The following is a 17,488-nucleotide window of genomic DNA, read 5'->3' as shown; positions in this document are numbered from 1 at the left end:
TTCGCTCATACTACAGAGGGGGCAACTCGAGTTTTTCACCCGGCTCGATCGCGCGGGGGTTGTCGATGCCGTTCTGGTCCGCGATCGTTCGCCAGTGAGATGGGTCACTGTACTCCTCGTCCGCGATGAGCCAGAGGGTATCCCCTTCCGACACCGTCCACACTTTCGTCTTGTCGGTCGACTCCGGCGAGACCTCCGATTTGTGATAGTCCGCCGTTTTGTACTCCTTGAAGACAATCGACACGCGAGCGCGGATGGGGACGCCGCTGGGGAGGAACTTGGTGAACTGCTTGTTCGCACTCTGGACTAACGCAGTAAAGTCGATCCCGTCTCCCCAGACGAATCGACAGACCGGTGGGGCGTGAAGTTCGCCGTCGACGGCGAGCAGATAGTCGATGTACTTCGTGTACTGCTCCCGGACGTCGAGCTCCTCGGTCGATGCGTCGTCGGAGCCGAGTTTATCCGTCGTATCGAAAAACAGCTCCATCGACAGCGTCTCCGCGTTGCCGTCGACGAACTGCATGATCGACGCACCCGAGCCGGTCGCTTTCATCTCGCCGTAGTTGACGCTCTTTTCGAGTGTGTACGAGCTCGGATTGAACTTACACTCGATCGTTTCACCTTGCTTTTTGCCGTTGAGGATGGTAATCTGGGCCTTCTCTAATTTTCCGTTCGTCATCGGTTACCTCTCCGTTCGCGTTCGATTCGTTTTCGACGCTCGAGTTTCCGATAGAGTCGCTCGACGACGCGATCGACGTCGGCTTCGTACCGGAGCGACTCGTCCGGAATCGGAACGTCGGTATCGGTCCGTCTGTCTCGTGACCTGTTCGTGCCGTGGGAGTGCTGGCTCGATGTCCGGGGTGTCCGATCGGTGAACCCGTGGTACTGATCCTGGTCCCGTGGACTACCGCCCCGTCCATCGGTCGGGGACGGCCCGGACTGGTGACCAGGACCTGCCGCGGGGCCAGGACGTGGGCCGGACGAGGGACCCCGATCGAACCCATCACCTCGGCCACCGCGGTGGGCAGGTGATCGTCCCGAATCGGGGCGACGGTCGCTGCCCATCGCCTCCCGATTCGTTACGTTTTCCCGTCGTCGTCCCCCCTCGTGACGATCCGGCGTCCCACGACCCTGCGTCGCTGCAGTCCGATCCGTGGTGGCGCGCCGGTCGCCCCGCGTCGCGGGAGGGTCGTCGACGACGCGGTCGTCGGCCCGCGAGGACAGCACGCTGGCGCGACCGGTATCGTCGGTTTGGCCGCCGTTAATTCGCGTCTCGGGGGCCTGTGTCCCGTCGTCGTGTGACTGACTCTCGCCGTCAGTGACGCCGAGAGGCTGTGAGCCACGGTAGACGAGCGAGGGGCGTTCGGAACTCGAGCTAGCTGTCTCCATCGACTCGTCGGTCGTAGATTCTAATTGATGTTTTTTAAATTTATTTATCTCATCATCGTCGTGCGACCGCGCGGGCTCGACCGCACCGACGGTATCGCTCGAGCGGATGCGTACTGGGGCGGTAAGCGACGGCGAGTCGTCGACGGTGCGGGCGAGGCTGGGCTCGCCGACAGTCGTACTCGACTCGGTCTCGTTGCCGCTTCGCGGCGGCCGTCGACTGGTGGACCGTCCACGCTTCGAATCGTCGGCTTCCCGCTCGGTCGAATCGGCGACCGCCATCGAAACGTCGCTGGTGGCAGCGTCATCATCCGGACCGTGGCGTGTCGTGGGAGCAGAAAGAGACGGAGACTGTATCCGGGATGCAACGTCGGTTCCCTGCAGTCCCGATTCGGACGGCTGTCCCGCAGCGCTCGAACTGCGGGTCCGTCCCGTTGCCTCTCCCAGCCCGTCGCGTTCCACGCTGGCAGCGTCTGCGGTTGTAGGGTCACCGCTACCGGCCCCCGTGTCGACATCGAGAACGGGAGTGAAGCGAGACCGCGTCCCTGCGACGGTCGTCTCCGTGTCGGTCGACACCGTAACCGCCGTCGGACGATCCGTCCGTCGTCGCAGGCTCTGCGAGCCACGACGAGGTTGGGAAGTGGGCGTCCGGGTGGCGTCGACGGATGGAGAACTGCGAGACTGGACGTCGGTTCGGGCCACTGGCTGGGATGGGTCAGCGACCGATGAAGCTCCGCCAGTGGTCTCGTCGGAGAGGCCCGTCGCTCGAGAGCCGGGGCTGGTCCCGACCGTCGTAGCACGCGATGCAAGCGTGGAATCGATGCCGTCAGTGCCACCAGCTGGAACGGAATCCCCGATTTCGGGCCGCCCGTCCCCCGACGAAACCGACGCTCGGTCCGTCCCGTCGGTCGACGACCGGCCACGCGCGTCGGACACCTGTTGTGCGCTTCCGCTGGAGCGAGTCGTCAACGTGGCCGGCGATCCGGGTGCGGTACTCGAGGGCCGTGTGCCGGCGGTTCCAGCGGTCCTCTGGGTTTCGTGCGTGCCGGGTTCGTCCAAACGAGAGCGGATCGCCCCTGCCGACCCCGTGGACGGGGCCGACGGCTCGAAGCCGCTGTACTGAGGTCGCGAACGCGCTCCGGATGTCCGTGACTTCGTGCGTCGAATCCGCGTCGCAACGCCACGCGGGAGCGTCGACGGTCGTGGCCGCTGTCGATCGGACGGGTGACCGACGCTCCGTGATGAGACTGACTGGTTCGGGCTCGAACTCGCTGCGTTCACGCGCGTTCGACGCTCGTGCGTTTCGCCCGGAGCTTCGGTCACATCCGTTCCCGAACCCGAACTTGCACTTGCACTTGCACTCGTACTCGCACTCACACTCGAGCCGTCGACGGTCCGTGCCTGCCCGGTCACACGCTCGGTCGTCGTCGATAACGGCGATCCCTCGAGACCACCTGTCGTGGAAATCTCGAGGTCGTTCGACGATGCCGATCCCTCTCCTCGGTGGGCGATCGACTCGGTTGCATCGCCACGGGTCGACGCTGCGGTCAGCGCGGTCGATTCCGCCCCTCGCGTGGTCGACCGGTCAGCGTCGCGCGTCCGGGTTCCAGTTTGCTGGTCAGCGTCGCGCGTCCAGGTACCCCCCGTCTGCTCTCGTCGTTCTCGAGTGCTACTCAGCGTGCTCGCGCGTCCACCACCGCTGGCGGTTCTCCTCACGTTCGACAGCACGGATAGCGAATCGCTGCGGCGACGTGTCGCGTCGCGCTCGCTTCCCACGGGACTGGCGTCGGAATCCGAGACGGAATCGACTGACTGCGTGGATGCGGTTCCCTGGACGCCGTCCGCGACACTGGTCGGAACGGCGGGGGCGATTGCGTCGGTATCCACGTTCGCTCTCCGTTCGTGTCGTTCCGACCCGGACGGAACAGCCGTGCTGGGTCGAGGTGGGCTGGCGAACCGAGCGACCCGTTGTCGGATTCCACCACCGACGCCGTTCGACGGACGCGACGAGGAGGAAAGCGAGCCGGCACCTGAGACGACGGTGTTCTGCCGAGAACCGCGCTCGACCGCACTCGGCCGACGAGCGTCAGTCCGCGACTCGAGCGTCGTCCGTTCCGTTGGCTCCGGGATCGCGTCGATCGTGCTCGCTTCCGTCTCCGTCACCGTTCTCGTCCTTATCCCCGTCTCCGTCACCGTTCCCGTTCCCGTTCCCGTTCCCGTCAGCGGCTCGCTCGAAAGAGGTGTACTGCGGTCGACTGACCGACTCGAATCGACGCTCGAGACTCCCTCCGATGAGGTGCTGGGGACTCGCGGAACCGTCGCCGGACTCCGTTCCCTTGTCGCCGGGTTCCTGTCGTTTTTGACCGCCAGCGGTCGGCCGCTTCGTTCGGTAGATGCACCGGCCGACTGGGTGGGTTGTGGTCGTGAGACACCACTGGCTACCGAGCGCACCAGCGTCGAGGGCCGGTCGCTTCCTTCGGAGGCCACGCGGGCCGATTCCGTCGACCCCGATCGTGAGATACGATCGGTCGTCGAGCGTGTTGCTCTCGAAACCTGGTTGCTCCCTTCGGAGGCCCCACGGGCCGATTCCGTCGGCCCCGATCGTGAGATACGATCGGTCGTCGGGCGTGTTGCTCTCGAAACCTGGTTGCTCCCTTCGGAGGCCACGCGGGCCGATTCCCTCGACACCGATCGTGGGATGCGAGCGGTCGTCGAGCGTGTTGCTCTCGAAACCTGGCTGCTCCCTTCGGTAGTCCCACGGGCCGATTCCCTCGACACCGATCGTGGGATGCGAGCGGTCGTCGAGCGTGTTGCTCTCGAAACCTGGCTGCTCCCTTCGGTAGTCCCACGGGCCGATTCCGTCGGCCCCGATCGTGGGATGCGAGCGGTCGTCGAGCGTACCGACATCGAGGACCAGTTGCCCTGCTCGCTCGTCCATCCCGTCTGGCTCGTCGTTCTACCGGTTTCGCGGTTCGTTCGTCCGACCTCGCCGTGTGTACTCGACGAATCGGAAGACGCGATAGTCGGTGTCACGTTCTCACCGCGCTCGGCAGAAGCGGAGCCGGCAGTGCCGAGTACTCCCTCGTTGGGGCCTCGAGGCTGCCGGCGATCGCCTGCCGTTCGGGTCGGTGGTTCCGGGTCAATCGCGGTAGACTCCTGCTGGATCGAGGACGGCGGTCGCTGTGTCCCGTCGCTGCCCGGACGGGCCGGTGGGTTGGGCTCCGACGAGTGCTCGTTCGCCGTCGAACGATCGTCTCCGGGCCCGGCTTCCGGCTGGTGAGAGCGATAGACAGTTTGAGCCGTCTCTCGGCGGTCGTCGATCCGTGGTGTCCTGGCCTCGGCCCCGGTTTCGCTCGCGGCCTTGGTCTCGGTCGCGGCCGACTGCCGGCGAGAGGGCTCCGCTGTCGGGCTCGACGACACCGTGGAACCGATCGAACGCGTTCGCAGGGAGATGCCTCGACCCAGTCCCGCCGTCGTCGGCGATCGCCCGCTCGCGTCGGTCACACGCTTGCTCGGTGTCGACCGTCGATCGGCATCGGTCGTCGCGCGTGACACAGCACTGGTCGCGACAGCGGCCTCGCCGTCCTCCCCATCGAGCGTCCGCGTGTCGCTCGACGACGGGGCGACGGACCCGACAGTTGTGGTTCGACCGCCGACGGACGGCGACTGGGTGGCGGCTCCATCGTTCGATCGAGTCGGCCGGTCGCGAGCGGCGGCCGTCGCCGCGTTTGTTTCCGAGCGAAACCGCCGTGGTCTCGACGTGGTGGCCTCCGAGGACAGGGGAGTTCGGTTCTGTCCCCGTGCCCGGCCACGTCCGCTCGATTTGCGTCCGTCGAATCGACCCGCAGACTCCGCCGTCTCGGTGCTGTCGCGGCTCGTCTCTTTCGTTTGACTGGACACACTCGTCGGGTCGGAAACGACGGGTGTCGACTGGTCGTCCCCTCGCCGCCCGACGGGACCGAGGGCTCTTTCTCCGATCCCGAGCGCTCCCTCGCTGTGGGCACGAGACTGTCTCCGGTCACTCGCCACGAACGTTTCCGTCGACTCATCGGCTCTCGTGGCTCTCTGCACGGCTGTGCTGTGCTGTCTCTCGTTCCGTTCGTACCCTTCGACGCCAAGAGAAGACGACGGATCGGTCTCCGGCCTGGGACCTGACGGGTGTTCGTTCGCCGCCGGGCGGTTCTCGCTGGCTTCACCTTCCGCTCTCCGGGACCGATAGACGGTCTGTGCCGTCTCTCGGCGGTCGTCGATCCGCGGCGTCTCGGTCCCGGCTCCGATCCGGGTCCTGCTCGGAGCATCGGTCGAGCGCTGTCGAGGGGTCCCCGCTGCCGGCCCCGAGGCCACTACGGAACCGATCGAGCGCGTTCGCAGGGAGATACTCGGACTGGGTCCCGCAGCCACCGGCGACTGACCGTTCGAGTCAGCCGTCCGACCGCTCGGTGCCGGTCGTCGACCGGTCGTGGCGCTCGAGCGTGCCTGGGTGCTGGTCGCGACGGCGTCGGCGTCGGCGGCACTTCGTCTCTTCGATGCACGCGTGTCGCTCGGCGACGGGTCCGAGAGTCCGGCTGTTCCGGTTTGGCCGCCCGGCGTCCTTGCCGACCGAGTGGACGTACGCGACGGCCGGGAGTTCTCACCGTCGTCACCGACAGCACTCTCGGTTTCAGCTTCGCTGATTGGTGATCTCCGACGGGGAGGGACGCTCCGACCGTCACGGGGCTGCCCGTACTCATCATCGTCCCCGCTACTGGTTGGCGACGGTTCGGACCCTGTGGCCGTTATCCACGATGGATTTGCAGCTTTCTCGCGTCGGGAGTCGTGATCTGTGCGATCCGAAACGCCGCCTACAGACTCCCGCTCGGACGCGCCGTCTTCCAGCCACGAAATCGTGTCGTCGGTCGACTCGAGGCCGAACGACGCCAACGGCTCGTCCGGGAGAAATGACGGTTCCTCGAACTCTCCGTCGGTCGACTGGGGATCGTCCGGCTCCGGGTCGAACTCTTCCCCGCCTTCCTCGGGTGGGGCGTCGCCCCAGATACGATGTCGATACGTCCGGTCGGCGGCCAGATATCGGTTGACGATCCGCAGCGAGAATCCGCTGCCCAGCTTCGACGGATCGAGCGTGAGAATACTGCCCCGCCCGGTGCCGGTCGCCGGCGTCTGCGGGCGATCGACTTTCGTCACCGTCTCGAGGCCCCGGAACCGACCACTCCCAATGTCGCTTCCGTCGATTCCCTCGAGCAAGAGGCCACCGTTCCCGTCGCTCCAGTCGGTCCCGACGGTAACGTCTCGCAGCGTGTCGTCGCCGCCGTCGCCGTCGTCGGCGTTTCGCGTGAGGATTCTATCGGTGATAGGGTCGAACATGCGTTACGTAACGCGGGTCGCGTGGCAGCGGGTCCTGAGAGGGCGATACGATGCGTTCGTGGGAGACGGTGCCGAGTGCATCAGTCCTGTGGCGTTGGGTTGCCGGCCGAGCCGATCACTGACTCCGACGTTTCGGCCGACGAGTGGCGTTCGTCGCGGCGCTGGTCGGCCGAGTCGACCACGTGCTTTGAGCTGTCGCGGCCGATCGTGGCCGCCGGTTGTGCCGCCCACTGGAGGAAGTAGACCTCCCCCGTCTTCGTGAACACTGCAGGTGTCTCCCCGCCGCGCTTGAGGTTGTACCCGAGCGGGAGACGGATCGCGTCGTCGTTCGGCTCGAGGGAGAACGACTGTTCGATCTCGAACGTCCCCTCCTCCCCCGGACGAAGGGTCGTGTCGACGCCGGGCCTGTAGAGGTCGAGGTCCGTATCCCGGATCAGTGCTTCCGAGAGCTCGATCGGTCGTCCGGAAACGTTCCGAACGGTGAGTTCACGGACGTCTCGGGACTCCGGCGTGCTGATGGCAGCAATGACGAGGTCGGTCCGTTCGGTGGTTCGACGCTCGTGACGGTTGTAGACCCACAGCGTCACCACACCCCAGAGTAACCCGGCGAAGACGACGGGAATCCACCACACGTAGCGGTCGAAGTACCACGTGAGGCCACCGATCGCAAGTCCGCTACCGATGGCGACGAGGAGCCCGACGATCATAGAGAGCGTCCGGCTCTCTAACCCACGGGTAAGTACGTACCCGATCTTGATCGACTCGAGTGTCGAGGACGCCCGAGTACTCTTTCGATACCCCAACAGCACCGTTCCGACGGCCAGGGGCCAACTCAACAGGACGCCGACGAGCAACGTCGTGACCGTAAGCCAGTCGAGAACGTATCCGACCGAGAGGACGAGGGCGACAGACAGCGCAGCTACCCACCCGCTGATCATCGCCTTCGCCCACGTCGAGTACTGCTCCCAGCGCTGGCGAATCGCTTCGCGTTTGGTGCGGTACAGAAGGTAGCAGCCGCCGACGAAGAGCCCGACTAGAAACCCGGAGATGAACACGACACGTGACGCATCTATCTCCGATCCCGTCACCGGGAGCGTCACCGCTGGAACGCTCTCGAGCCATCCGGCCGACCAGACCACGACCGTCGCGGTTAATGCGACCCCCAGTGCAATCATTACGGCCGGAAGAATCGGTTTAATGAACTTCTTTACGGCCTTTTTTGCGTATTTTTTGATCTTTCTCGTTATCATTATATTTGACTACGATCGAACTAGTTTACAGCGTGATACAGTACGGAGAAGGCGGCGGCGTCCCCGAATCCAGCCGGCCCGGGACGGACCCGTGGGTCGGGGCCGGACCGCGGCTCGAGTCGAGCTCGGTCCGGTCGCTGAGTGGGGTCCGTCGTCGTCCAAGTGTGTTCCGCCACCGTTCATCAGTCCGTTACTGTTGTCATCCAATGAGATAGTAATAAATACTTTGGTTACAGTAGTACAGAAAATAGAAGTGAAAATCGAAAAGAATGCCTATGCCGAATTCGACGTATTACGGTGATAACTGTCCGAAAGAGCCGACTGAACGAGGATGGGTCGGCGAGTGAATTTCCGACCGGAAACTAATAAGAAAGTATTAATGAGATGTCGGCTTCTACCATTTAATTGAGTAAATGGAACTTACCGTCAGATCCCTCAAACAGAAAGACGCAGGTCGCGGTCTCGCCGCCATCGATCGAACGGCAATGGCAGAACTGGATATCGAAAACGGTGACTACGTTTTTATCGAAGGAAGCGAGGGCGAAGTTGCTGCTCGCGTCTGGCCGGGGTACCCCGAAGACGAAGATCTCGGGGTCATTCGCATCGACGGCCACCTCCGCCAAGCTCCCGGGGTCAGTCTCGGCGACACCGTCACGGTGTCGGCAGCCGATCTCCCGGCCGCAACGACGCTTACGGTAACCGTCCCCGAGACGCTTCGCGTCGACGGTGATCTCGCGCCGATCGTCAAACGAAAACTCAAGGGAAGGGCCGTCGACCCCGGACAGAGCGTCGATATTTCCCTGGGGCTCGGTCCCGGGTCCTCCGTTCCGGAACAACGCATTCCGGTGGAGGTCGCGGGGGCGGAACCGACTGACGGCACGGTCGTCGTCGTCGGCTCTACGAACCTCACTGTGAAAGAACGGGCGAGCGAGCGACAGCGCGAGCGCGCCCAGTCCCACGGACAAGGAAAGCAACGCAAAGAGGGTAACGGGGCCGCGTCAGAAGCCGACACCGAAACCCAAGGCCAGCCCCAGTCACAGTCGGAGTCGTCTCCGCCCGATGTCACATACGAAGACATCGGAGGCGTCGACGACGAACTCGAGCAGGTCCGGGAGATGATCGAGTTGCCGATGCGGTACCCCGAACTGTTCCAGCAGCTGGGGATCGAACCGCCGAAAGGAGTCCTCCTTCATGGCCCGCCAGGAACGGGGAAGACGATGATCGCGAAGGCCGTCGCGAACGAGATTGACGCCTTCTTTACGGACATCTCCGGGCCGGAGATCATGTCCCGGTACTACGGCGAGTCCGAAGAGCAACTCCGGTCGGTCTTCGAGGAAGCGACCGAACAATCGCCAGCCGTCGTTTTCATCGACGAGATCGACTCTATCGCCCCGGAGCGCGAGGAGACCAGCGGGGACGTCGAGCGTCGGATCGTCGCACAATTGCTCTCGCTTCTGGACGGTCTAGAAGAGCGCGGCGAAGTCGTCGTCATCGGTGCCACCAACCGCGTCGATGCCATCGACCCCGCGCTCCGGCGTGGCGGCCGCTTCGACCGCGAGATAGAGGTCGGCGTCCCGGACAAGGACGGTCGTCGTGAAATCCTCGATGTCCACACCCGCGGGATGCCGATCTCGGAAGATGTCGACCTCGAAAAGTACGCCGCGGACACCCACGGCTTCGTCGGGGCCGACATCGAGCAACTCGCGAAAGAAGCCGCGATGCGAGCGTTGCGTCGCGTCCGACCGGATCTCGATCTCGAAAGCGATACGATCGATGCCGAGGTACTCGAGGCGATCGAGGTCACGGAAGACGACTTCCAGCGGGCGATGAGCAGCGTCGACCCCTCCGCGCTTCGCGAGGTGTTCGTCGAAGTGCCGGACGTCTCGTGGGACCACGTTGGCGGACTGGAGGACACGAAACGGCGGCTCCGCGAAACGATACAGTGGCCCCTCGAATACGGTCCCGTCTTCGACGAACTCCATCTCACCGCGGCAAACGGGGTGTTGCTGTACGGGCCGCCGGGCACTGGGAAGACGCTGCTCGCCAAGGCCGTCGCCAGCGAAGCCCAGAGCAATTTCATCTCGATCAAGGGGCCTGAACTGCTCAACAAGTACGTCGGCGAGTCGGAAAAAGGCGTCCGGGAAGTGTTCGAGAAGGCTCGTTCGAACGCCCCCGCGGTGATCTTCTTCGACGAGATCGACGCGATCGCCGCCGAGCGCAGTAGCGGTGGCGACAGCTCCGGCGTACAGGAACGTGTGGTCTCCCAGTTACTGACGGAGCTGGACGGACTCGAGGAACTCGAGGACGTCATCGTGATCGCGACCAGTAATCGGCCGGACCTCATCGACGACGCGTTGTTGCGCCCCGGACGGTTCGATCGGCAGATCCACGTTCCGATTCCTGACGACCAGGCACGCCGCGAAATCTTCGACGTCCACACGACACACCGCTCGATCGGGGACGAGGTCGAACTAGCTCGTCTCGCCGGTCGTACGCAGGGTCACGTCGGGGCGGATATCGAGGCTGTCTGTCGCGAAGCCGCGATGGAGGCGGCCCGGCAGTTCGTCGACGAGAAGACGCCGGCCGACATCGAGGACGACGTCGGCACGATTACGGTGACTGCCGATCACTTCGACCACGCGATCAAGGCGACCAGTCCGAGCGTCGACGACGCAACGAAACGCCACTACGAAGAACTCGAGCGGCAGTTCGACGGGGCACCGTAGCGGTGCGCCGCCGGCCGCTATAGCGGCGGCCGTCCGTGTCCGTGTCGAGGACCGCTGGATCGACCTTCGGACTGACGACGCGAGCGCGACTGCGTCGTCTCCCCGGCCAATCGATTCAAAGCCTGCATTTTTGCTCTTCTGGTCGATGGTATGGGTAGGAACTCTGTCGACGTGCTGTCCAGTTCGCCCACCCAGTCACTGAATGGGCCCTGTCTCTGTACTGATAATAATTTTCTCTCCTCCGGAAGGGACAAGATAAGTGGGACACTCGAGGCGATCTATTTGGGTCCGGAAGCACGATAGCCGCTCTCGGATACGAGTTGGCGGCCAGCAGCTTCGCCACTAACTAGTCAATATACTAATCATTTTGGAGGCGATTGCGTAACGGATGGATGCGCACGAAAGTGCACAAGAGCCGGAGTGTATGGCTCCACCCTGACACTCCTGCTCGCAAGCAGTACCCCCGCATGGCGGGAGCAGCCATCGTTGACGTTGGCAAAATAAAGACCTACCGACGCCCGCCAATTCCAGACAACTGGGTACAGCGTACTCGAGTGATTGTTCTCTCCCGTGTCGGGGCCACAAACGCAGAGACACATGATCTCGAGAAAACCACGCCGAAGTGACTGTCGGACAGCCGTCCGTATCCAGCCTCCGGACCAGACAACTACCCGCCCCGACTGCGAGACGACGGTCGCGGTTTCGCTCTCGCTCTCGCTCTCGGTCTCGTTCGTCGAAAACCCCGACCCTCCCACGACCTCCTCCACCATCATCCAGCACTCGATGACGCCCTCGAGCGAACCGCAACCCGCGAGGACTGTGCCCTGACGGCACTGCCACCGCTGTACGACGCCGTCGAACCCGAGACCGTGGCTGTCATCCTCGAGTCGCCCGCGGACGCCACCGTCAGGTTCGAGTACGCCGGTTATCGAGTGACTGTCGCGACCGACGACGCAGTGGTGACCGACGGCGAGCAGTAACGCACGCCGAGCGGGTTCCGGCCATCCCTCGGGTTTTCGGTCGAACCGACCCGAGACGCTCGCCAGGCCCGCGGGGTCGATGACTTTCGCGGAGCCCTTGAACGCTCGGATCGACAGGCCCATTTAGTTGTTCAGACTGTCGGACAGCAGTCAGTACGAAGTCGATCGTGAACTCGACGTCTAACAGTGCGACTCCAGCAGCATGATCGGCTTCGCGTAGTTTTGCTCCCAGTATCAGTCCCCGATGGTCACCGCCGAACTCGCGAGCGCCATTGTGTCCGCAAACGGCAGTAACGACGACGTGAACCGACGGCGAAACGACGAGTAAGAGGACCCGTTCGTACGTGTCGACGACGATACCCCGTCTGGACAGTACACGGACGGCGACGGCACGGCGGAGACGACCCGTCGCGAGGTGTCCGCCAGCCGTAGCAGTCTCCGGATCGACCGACTCGAGTCCGATCGACTACTCCGGCATCCCCGACACCGTGTCGAATCGCTGGTAGGTCAACTCGAGCGACTCGAAAGCCATTCGGTTTTTCGCGCCGACGAGATCGGGGCCCTGCCACCGCGTCGGATAGGCACCGGTAAACTCCCAGCCCCAGACGCTCTGGCCCTGGAAACCTTCCTGGAGTTTGATAACGACGTCTTTTCGCGTCACGTTGCCGCTCATAACGTCCTGTACCCATTGCCAGAACGTCGCATCCTCGGTCATGCCGCGTTCCATCACGAGGTTCGCGTGAGAGAACGTCCCCGGCAGGGAATGGACGTGGTCGTTCACGCCACCCTCCCTGTACTCGACTGTCTCCAGTTGCATCGTGATCCCGGATATCTCCGAGAATCCGGCTACGGGTTCGCCGTCGACCTGTACCTCGAAATTGAACTGTGTGTAAGGGTCGCTCTGATCCGTGTATGTCATCTGTGGTATGTCGTGTGGAAAGGTGGGGACGAATACGCTTAGAGGTCCTCGAGCGAGTTCTGGAGGAGCGTCCCCTCACCGTCGTCGCCGAGGATGCTTCCGCTCTGTTCGGGCTGGGACTGTTCCTGCGGTGCCGACGGGGTGCCGTCGTTCATCCGTTCGTTGATCTCGCTGATTTCTTCGCACCACCGGTGTCGCTCCCAGTGAGGAAGCGAGAGCACTTCATCGCGGCTCCACCCGAAGTGGTACGCGACGAACGCAACCTCCTCGTAGAGGGTGTCGCGGTCGTACAGCTGTATCACTCGGTCGGATTTCCCGTCGTGAGCTCACCACCGCTGTCGGCGTCTTCGCCGTCGTCGGCACCATCGGCACCGTCACGGGTCATCGCCGTTTCGAATGCCGTATCGTCGTGTGGGCCACCGTCGCCGCCACCGTCACCCGTTACAGCCGGGCTCGAGTGATCGACATCGGCGTCGGCGTCGGGACCGCCCTCGGTAGTGTGGGGCATCCCGCTCATGACGTCGGCTTCGAACTCGTGGCCACACTCCGGACAACCGGTCACGACGGTATTCCGGCCGCGGTTGTTGATCCGTTCGTACATCGCCTGGAGGTGCTCCAGGTCGGTGACGAACAGGTTTTCGATGACGCTCCGATCGACCGTCTCGAGCGTGCCGAGTTCGGTGACGACTCTGCCAAGCAGCGTGATCGTCAGGTACGACTGGTTCGACTGTACCTTCGGATCCTGAAGCGGCTGGATCTCGTCTGCAGCCGTCGCTAGCCGCATCCGCCCCTCTTTGTGCAGGGTCCCGTCGTCGTCGACGTACCCTCTCGGCAGGGTGAACTCGAACTCGGTCTGGAGTGTTTGATCGCTCATTCGTGACCTCTGTCCGTCGTGTAGGTGACGGTGAGACTGCTGACGTGCGAGGTGGCACTTCCGGTATGGAGATGCCCCTCACTGTCGAGGCGGCACGCATCGCCGTACCAGGTGTGATCGAGCGTGTACTCGTGCCCGGACGGCGTCTGTGTTGTCATACGTTCTTGCGCTCCATTTCCTCGAACTCGACGGTGAACGTCTCGACCGCCAGCGCCTCCCCGCCGCCGGCCTGTGCGTTCAGCGTCGGTGGTTCGTACTCGCGAACCCACGCTTCGGAGAACTCGTACCGGATCGCGTTGTCGCCAGACTGGTCCATGATGACCACGGCGATATCTTTCCGAGCGTCGTCCTCGTTACCTTCTTCGACGGCCTTGAGCCAGTCGCCGATCGCGTCGTTTTTCTCGTCGGCACCACGGGCCAAGACGAGCGGCGAGTAGTGAACGTCGCCGAACATCTTGCGGGCGTGCTTTGCGTCGTCACCCTCGCGGTAGTCGTACTCCTCGGTCTCCTTTTTCGGCAGCTTGACCTCGAGGAAACCGGGAACCTCGACGCCGTCGAGTTCGACTTTGAATTCTGTGCTTGGAAGTGGTCCGTGTTCAGGCATTGTTGTGTTGTGTATCTGTTGTCTGCTAGGTTAGTTTGCGAGCTGTTCGATCAGGCGAATCAGGCGGTACCGGTATCCTGTGAGATCCGGAATACGACGAACTCTGCGGGCTTGACCGGTGCAATTCCGATCTCGACGATGAGACGACCGTTGTCGATGTCGTCCTGGGTCATCGTCTCTTCCCCACAGCGGACGAAGAACGCTTCGTCGGCCGTCGAACCCTGGAGGCCGCCTTCGCGCCAGACCGTCTTGAGGAACTTCTCGGTGGACTGGCGGATGCGTGCCCAGAGGTCCTCGTCGTTGGGCTCGAAGACGGCCCATTGGGTCCCTTCTTCGAGCGACTGCTCGATGTAGAGGAACAGCCGGCGAACGTTGATGTACTTCCACTCGGGGTCGCTGGAACAAGTCCGAGCGCCCCACACGCGAGTGCCGCGTCCCTGGAAGCTCCGGATACAGTTGACGCCCTTCGGGTTGAGGACATCCTGTTCGCCTTTCGTGATGTCACGCTGCAGGCCGACGATCCCGCGAAGCGGTTCGTTCGCGGGGGCCTTGTGAACGCCGTGACTGATGTCGCTCCGGGAGTAGATCCCGGCGATGTGACCGCCCGGTGGAGCCAACTTCTCCCGGTTCGTCACCGGGTCGAGGACCTTGACCCAGGGGTAGTAGTAGGCCGCATACGAGGAGTCCACCGGCGTCTCCATCTCGGAGACGGGTCCCGGAGTCTGCGGCGACTGGAGGATCGCGAATCGGTCTCCCATGTTCTCACAGTGTGCGACGAGCGCGTCAGTCAGCCCCTGTACATCGTTTTCGTCGGGGGCACAGACGAGGGAGATGTCGTCGATAGCTTTGAACGCTGCGAGACCGGTACGAAGGCCGGGTTTGTCGACGCCCTCGTAATCGCTCAGAGAGACTTCCTCTTCGGTGTCGGACTCGAACGCAGTATCCGATTCGGCATCGGTGTCGGGTTCGGCGTCGGCCTGTGTCTGTGCCGGCAGTTCCGTCACGACTTCGGCGTCGACCTCCCGATCGCCGTCTCGGATTTGCTCGAGTTCGTCGAGGAATTCCTCGGAAGACGGATCAGCGTCGATATCGACCGACTCGGCGAGCGATTCACGGTCTTCGTCCGTGAGTTCGTCCAGGTCGTCCGGAATGTGCAGCACGTCTTCCCGATCGGCTTCGACGACCCCGCCATCGGTGCGGATTTCGCGGCCGCCGTCGGTACGGATATCGTGGTCGTCTCGACTCAACCAGACGAGTCCGTTTTTCGGCTGTCCGTCGTCGAGATATTCGACCTCGACCAGTACGGAACTCGTCAGTTGCTTTTCGTAGAACTGGCTGGACTTGGGGTCCGCGGACAGTCCATCGAACACCTCTTCGACATCAGGCGAGGGTTCGGGGCGGTCGCCGTCCGGGTCCATGACTTCGGCCCGATCACACGACCAGTACCGGACGATCAGATCGAACTGATCTGGGTGCTGTCCGTCGCGAACGATCACGGCGACGTTTTCTCCCCAGTCGCCGGGCCCGTTCGCCTCGAGTTCGAGAACGTCGTTCTTCTCGTCGTCGATCAGCGTTCTCGTCGCGACATCGTTGGGGTCGGCCGCAGTGACCCGACCGACGTAACATCGGCTTCCGCCGTTCTTGAAGAAGCCGTTGATCGCGACATCTAGATCCGACTCCGGTGGGCTCGACCCATAGATGCGCTCGAACTCGTTGTAGCTCGTGATGAGCTGTGGTTCGACCGGTCCACGAACTGTCTGTCCCAAAAATCCTGCCGTACTGGTACTTACACCTTCGACTGATTTGCTTCCAGTGCTTTCTTCTTCGACGTAAACTCCGGGTGCTTGATACTCTGGCATTTATATCCTCTTCCAGACGTGCTACGTTATAGAGATCGTCTCATTGTATTAATATATTTTACGATATTTACATCGCACAGGGCGTATTCAGCATCAGCAAAAATATACAAAAATAAGATTGTTCGGCAGATTTGAACGTACCGTTAGGTAATGCGACATCCGAACCGGCGTCGTTCGGCGGATACAGTTCGTGGGAGCAGCCATTAGGTATCAGGAACGACGTCGACGAGGACGTCGAGGGAGTCGACCGTTTCACAGACGCGGTCGTCCGCATCGATCAGTTCGACCAGTTCTGCATCCGTTTCCAGCGTCGACTGGAGCTGTGAGACTGCACGGAGATACCGTTCGAGCGACCGCTCGGTGACGACGCCCTCGAGTTGTTCGCCGAGTTCGATAAGCGACGGAAGCACCGTCGAAAGGTGCTGGGCGTACTCCTCGCGGACGGCCTCTCCATCGGCGATCTCCGCGTCGGAAAGCTGTGCGATTTCTCGAGCCGATCGGCTACTCTCTCCGTGGTGGGCTTCGATCCGTTCGCTGAGGCGGTCGAAGAACCTGGCGCGATCCTTGATGGTCTTCCGAAGGGAGTAGCGGGCGAGCGTGTTCCGTTCCCGTTCCAGGTCCCGAAGCGACTCCTCGACGGCTCCAAGACGTGTTTCGATGTCCGCCACGTCGGGGTTCGGATCGACCGGTTCGTGGACGGGCGTTTCGTGAGGGTTGTCGGTATCCGTGAGATGCCCGACGAGCAACGCGGCGAGCGTTTCGTGATCGTACACGTGCGGACGAACGGTCTCACCGTCGATCTCGATCCACGAGCCGTCGGGCGTTCGCTCGTAGCCACCGAGAGGAACGGCGGGCTCGTCCGTCGCGTCCGGGCCGATACGATACTGCTCGTGGTACCAGTTCGCTAGCTTCCGGGCGACCGAATCGAGGTCTCCGCCGTCGGGGTCGACGGCCGTCGGGTCGAACTCCTCGGGCGCGGACGACGTTTCGGGTGGCGTCTCCCGGTGGGTGAGTTCGAAGGTTTCGACGAGTCGGTTCGGGACGGTGTCGTCGTCGACCGCGCCGTCAGTGTCGGGGACCGGAACGGTTTCGGCCGCCACCTCGTCGTACTCGATGAACAGATAGATTTCGTCGGCGGAGACCGACGGCAGCGTCGTGGTCGTCGTCTGCTCGACGACGATGGGCCGTCCACGTCCGTCGAGTGCGAGTCCGGAGGTGAGCGTTACTTCGATCCCGTCGCCGGCCGATTCGATCGACTCCACCTCGAGTCCAGAGACGATGCCCGATCCGATAACGTGGCGGGCGATCGTCTGCAACCGCTCGGCGTGGTACGATCGGTCGATCTCCATGACCCGGGGAGTCATCAGCTTCCCCTGGAAAAACCGGTTTTTGCTGAATTGAGAGAGATCGTCGTTCGGACCGCTAAACTCCTGTGAAGGCCCCTTCATTTCCGTCTCGTCTGCTTATACAGATCGGCTTTATTAAAATATTTGGGAGACTAATTTTGCGCTACTCGTTACCAGCACCAG

Annotated in this window: 13 protein-coding genes; 3 read left to right on the top strand and 10 right to left on the bottom strand. The window is 62.8% G+C overall.

From position 1 onward, the window contains the following. Positions 1-10: 10 nt before the first annotated feature. Together C446_RS13015 and C446_RS18815 are read right to left on the bottom strand one after the other, a co-directional pair. Positions 11-679 (bottom strand): CIS tube protein, encoded by a 669-nt coding sequence (locus tag C446_RS13015; RefSeq protein WP_006673580.1) that lies wholly within the window; start codon positions 677-679, stop codon positions 11-13. Further along, the gene (locus tag C446_RS18815) at positions 676-1,962 is read right to left on the bottom strand and encodes a hypothetical protein (protein ID WP_152419438.1); all 1,287 of its coding nucleotides are present in this window, start codon (positions 1,960-1,962) and stop codon (positions 676-678) included. Before C446_RS18815 ends, C446_RS13015 begins: the two co-directional genes overlap by 4 nt. Positions 1,963-2,206: 244 nt before the next feature. Between C446_RS18815 and C446_RS18810 the strand changes: the two genes are divergently transcribed. After that, positions 2,207-2,509: a hypothetical protein gene (locus tag C446_RS18810; protein ID WP_152419437.1), complete on the top strand. Its 303-nt coding sequence runs from the start codon at positions 2,207-2,209 to the stop codon at positions 2,507-2,509. Between the two features lie 963 nt (positions 2,510-3,472). On the opposite strand, the gene C446_RS18140 is transcribed toward C446_RS18810, so the two are convergent. Together C446_RS18140 and C446_RS13005 are read right to left on the bottom strand one after the other, a co-directional pair. Continuing rightward, complete coding sequence (locus C446_RS18140) at positions 3,473-4,324, bottom strand: hypothetical protein (protein ID WP_083861125.1); 852 nt, start codon at positions 4,322-4,324, stop codon at positions 3,473-3,475. Positions 4,325-6,827: 2,503 nt separating this feature from the next. Continuing rightward, complete coding sequence (locus tag C446_RS13005) at positions 6,828-7,922, bottom strand: hypothetical protein (protein WP_006673578.1); 1,095 nt, start codon at positions 7,920-7,922, stop codon at positions 6,828-6,830. 488 nt (positions 7,923-8,410) lie between these two features. Between C446_RS13005 and C446_RS13000 the strand changes: the two genes are divergently transcribed. Beyond that, positions 8,411-10,723, top strand: a complete 2,313-nt coding sequence (locus tag C446_RS13000; RefSeq protein WP_006673577.1) for a CDC48 family AAA ATPase — start codon at positions 8,411-8,413, stop codon at positions 10,721-10,723. Positions 10,724-11,349: 626 nt separating this feature from the next. Beyond that, complete coding sequence (locus C446_RS20615; RefSeq protein ID WP_394295215.1) at positions 11,350-11,703, top strand: HalOD1 output domain-containing protein; 354 nt, start codon at positions 11,350-11,352, stop codon at positions 11,701-11,703. Positions 11,704-12,169: 466 nt separating this feature from the next. Here the strand turns inward: C446_RS20615 and C446_RS12990 are convergent, their stop codons facing one another. The 6 genes from C446_RS12990 to C446_RS12965 all read right to left on the bottom strand — a co-directional run bounded on the left by C446_RS12990 (position 12,170) and on the right by C446_RS12965 (position 17,407). Further along, positions 12,170-12,622 carry a phage tail protein gene (locus C446_RS12990; RefSeq protein ID WP_006673575.1) on the bottom strand — a complete coding sequence of 151 codons (453 nt, stop codon included), beginning with the start codon at positions 12,620-12,622 and terminating at the stop codon, positions 12,170-12,172. Positions 12,623-12,660: 38 nt separating this feature from the next. Beyond that, positions 12,661-12,924, bottom strand: a complete 264-nt coding sequence (locus C446_RS12985) for a DUF6760 family protein (protein WP_006673574.1) — start codon at positions 12,922-12,924, stop codon at positions 12,661-12,663. Then, positions 12,921-13,496 carry a hypothetical protein gene (locus C446_RS12980; RefSeq protein WP_006673573.1) on the bottom strand — a complete coding sequence of 192 codons (576 nt, stop codon included), beginning with the start codon at positions 13,494-13,496 and terminating at the stop codon, positions 12,921-12,923. The genes C446_RS12985 and C446_RS12980 overlap by 4 nt, the downstream gene beginning before the upstream one ends. Positions 13,497-13,650: 154 nt before the next feature. Continuing rightward, a complete protein-coding gene (locus C446_RS12975) occupies positions 13,651-14,100 on the bottom strand; it encodes a phage tail protein (protein ID WP_006673571.1) in 450 nt (149 codons plus the stop codon). A gap of 59 nt (positions 14,101-14,159) precedes the next feature. Then, a complete protein-coding gene (locus C446_RS12970; RefSeq protein ID WP_049920220.1) occupies positions 14,160-15,959 on the bottom strand; it encodes a phage tail sheath family protein in 1,800 nt (599 codons plus the stop codon). Between the two features lie 203 nt (positions 15,960-16,162). Next, on the bottom strand, positions 16,163-17,407 hold the full coding sequence (locus C446_RS12965; protein WP_006673569.1) for a hypothetical protein: 1,245 nt from the start codon (positions 17,405-17,407) through the stop codon (positions 16,163-16,165). Between the last annotated feature and the right edge of the window lie 81 nt (positions 17,408-17,488).

Origin of the sequence: Halobiforma nitratireducens JCM 10879 (assembly GCF_000337895.1) — an archaeon.
GTDB lineage: Archaea > Halobacteriota > Halobacteria > Halobacteriales > Natrialbaceae > Natronobacterium > Natronobacterium nitratireducens.
Note: the sequence above shows the minus strand (reverse complement) of the source record. Positions and strands in the feature narration are given on the sequence as shown.

Excerpts from the sequence above, each read along its gene's own strand:
- C446_RS13015 (WP_006673580.1), bottom strand. The coding sequence starts at position 679 with ATGACGAACGGAAAATTAGAGAAGGCCCAGATTACCATCCTCAACGGC.
- C446_RS18810 (WP_152419437.1), top strand. The coding sequence starts at position 2,207 with ATGCCGTCAGTGCCACCAGCTGGAACGGAATCCCCGATTTCGGGCCGC.
- C446_RS18140 (WP_083861125.1), bottom strand. The coding sequence starts at position 4,324 with ATGGACGAGCGAGCAGGGCAACTGGTCCTCGATGTCGGTACGCTCGAC.
- C446_RS13005 (WP_006673578.1), bottom strand. The coding sequence starts at position 7,922 with ATGATTGCACTGGGGGTCGCATTAACCGCGACGGTCGTGGTCTGGTCG.
- C446_RS13000 (WP_006673577.1), top strand. The coding sequence starts at position 8,411 with ATGGAACTTACCGTCAGATCCCTCAAACAGAAAGACGCAGGTCGCGGT.
- C446_RS12990 (WP_006673575.1), bottom strand. The coding sequence starts at position 12,622 with ATGACATACACGGATCAGAGCGACCCTTACACACAGTTCAATTTCGAG.
- C446_RS12980 (WP_006673573.1), bottom strand. The coding sequence starts at position 13,496 with ATGAGCGATCAAACACTCCAGACCGAGTTCGAGTTCACCCTGCCGAGA.
- C446_RS12975 (WP_006673571.1), bottom strand. The coding sequence starts at position 14,100 with ATGCCTGAACACGGACCACTTCCAAGCACAGAATTCAAAGTCGAACTC.
- C446_RS12970 (WP_049920220.1), bottom strand. The coding sequence starts at position 15,959 with ATGCCAGAGTATCAAGCACCCGGAGTTTACGTCGAAGAAGAAAGCACT.
- C446_RS12965 (WP_006673569.1), bottom strand. The coding sequence starts at position 17,407 with ATGAAGGGGCCTTCACAGGAGTTTAGCGGTCCGAACGACGATCTCTCT.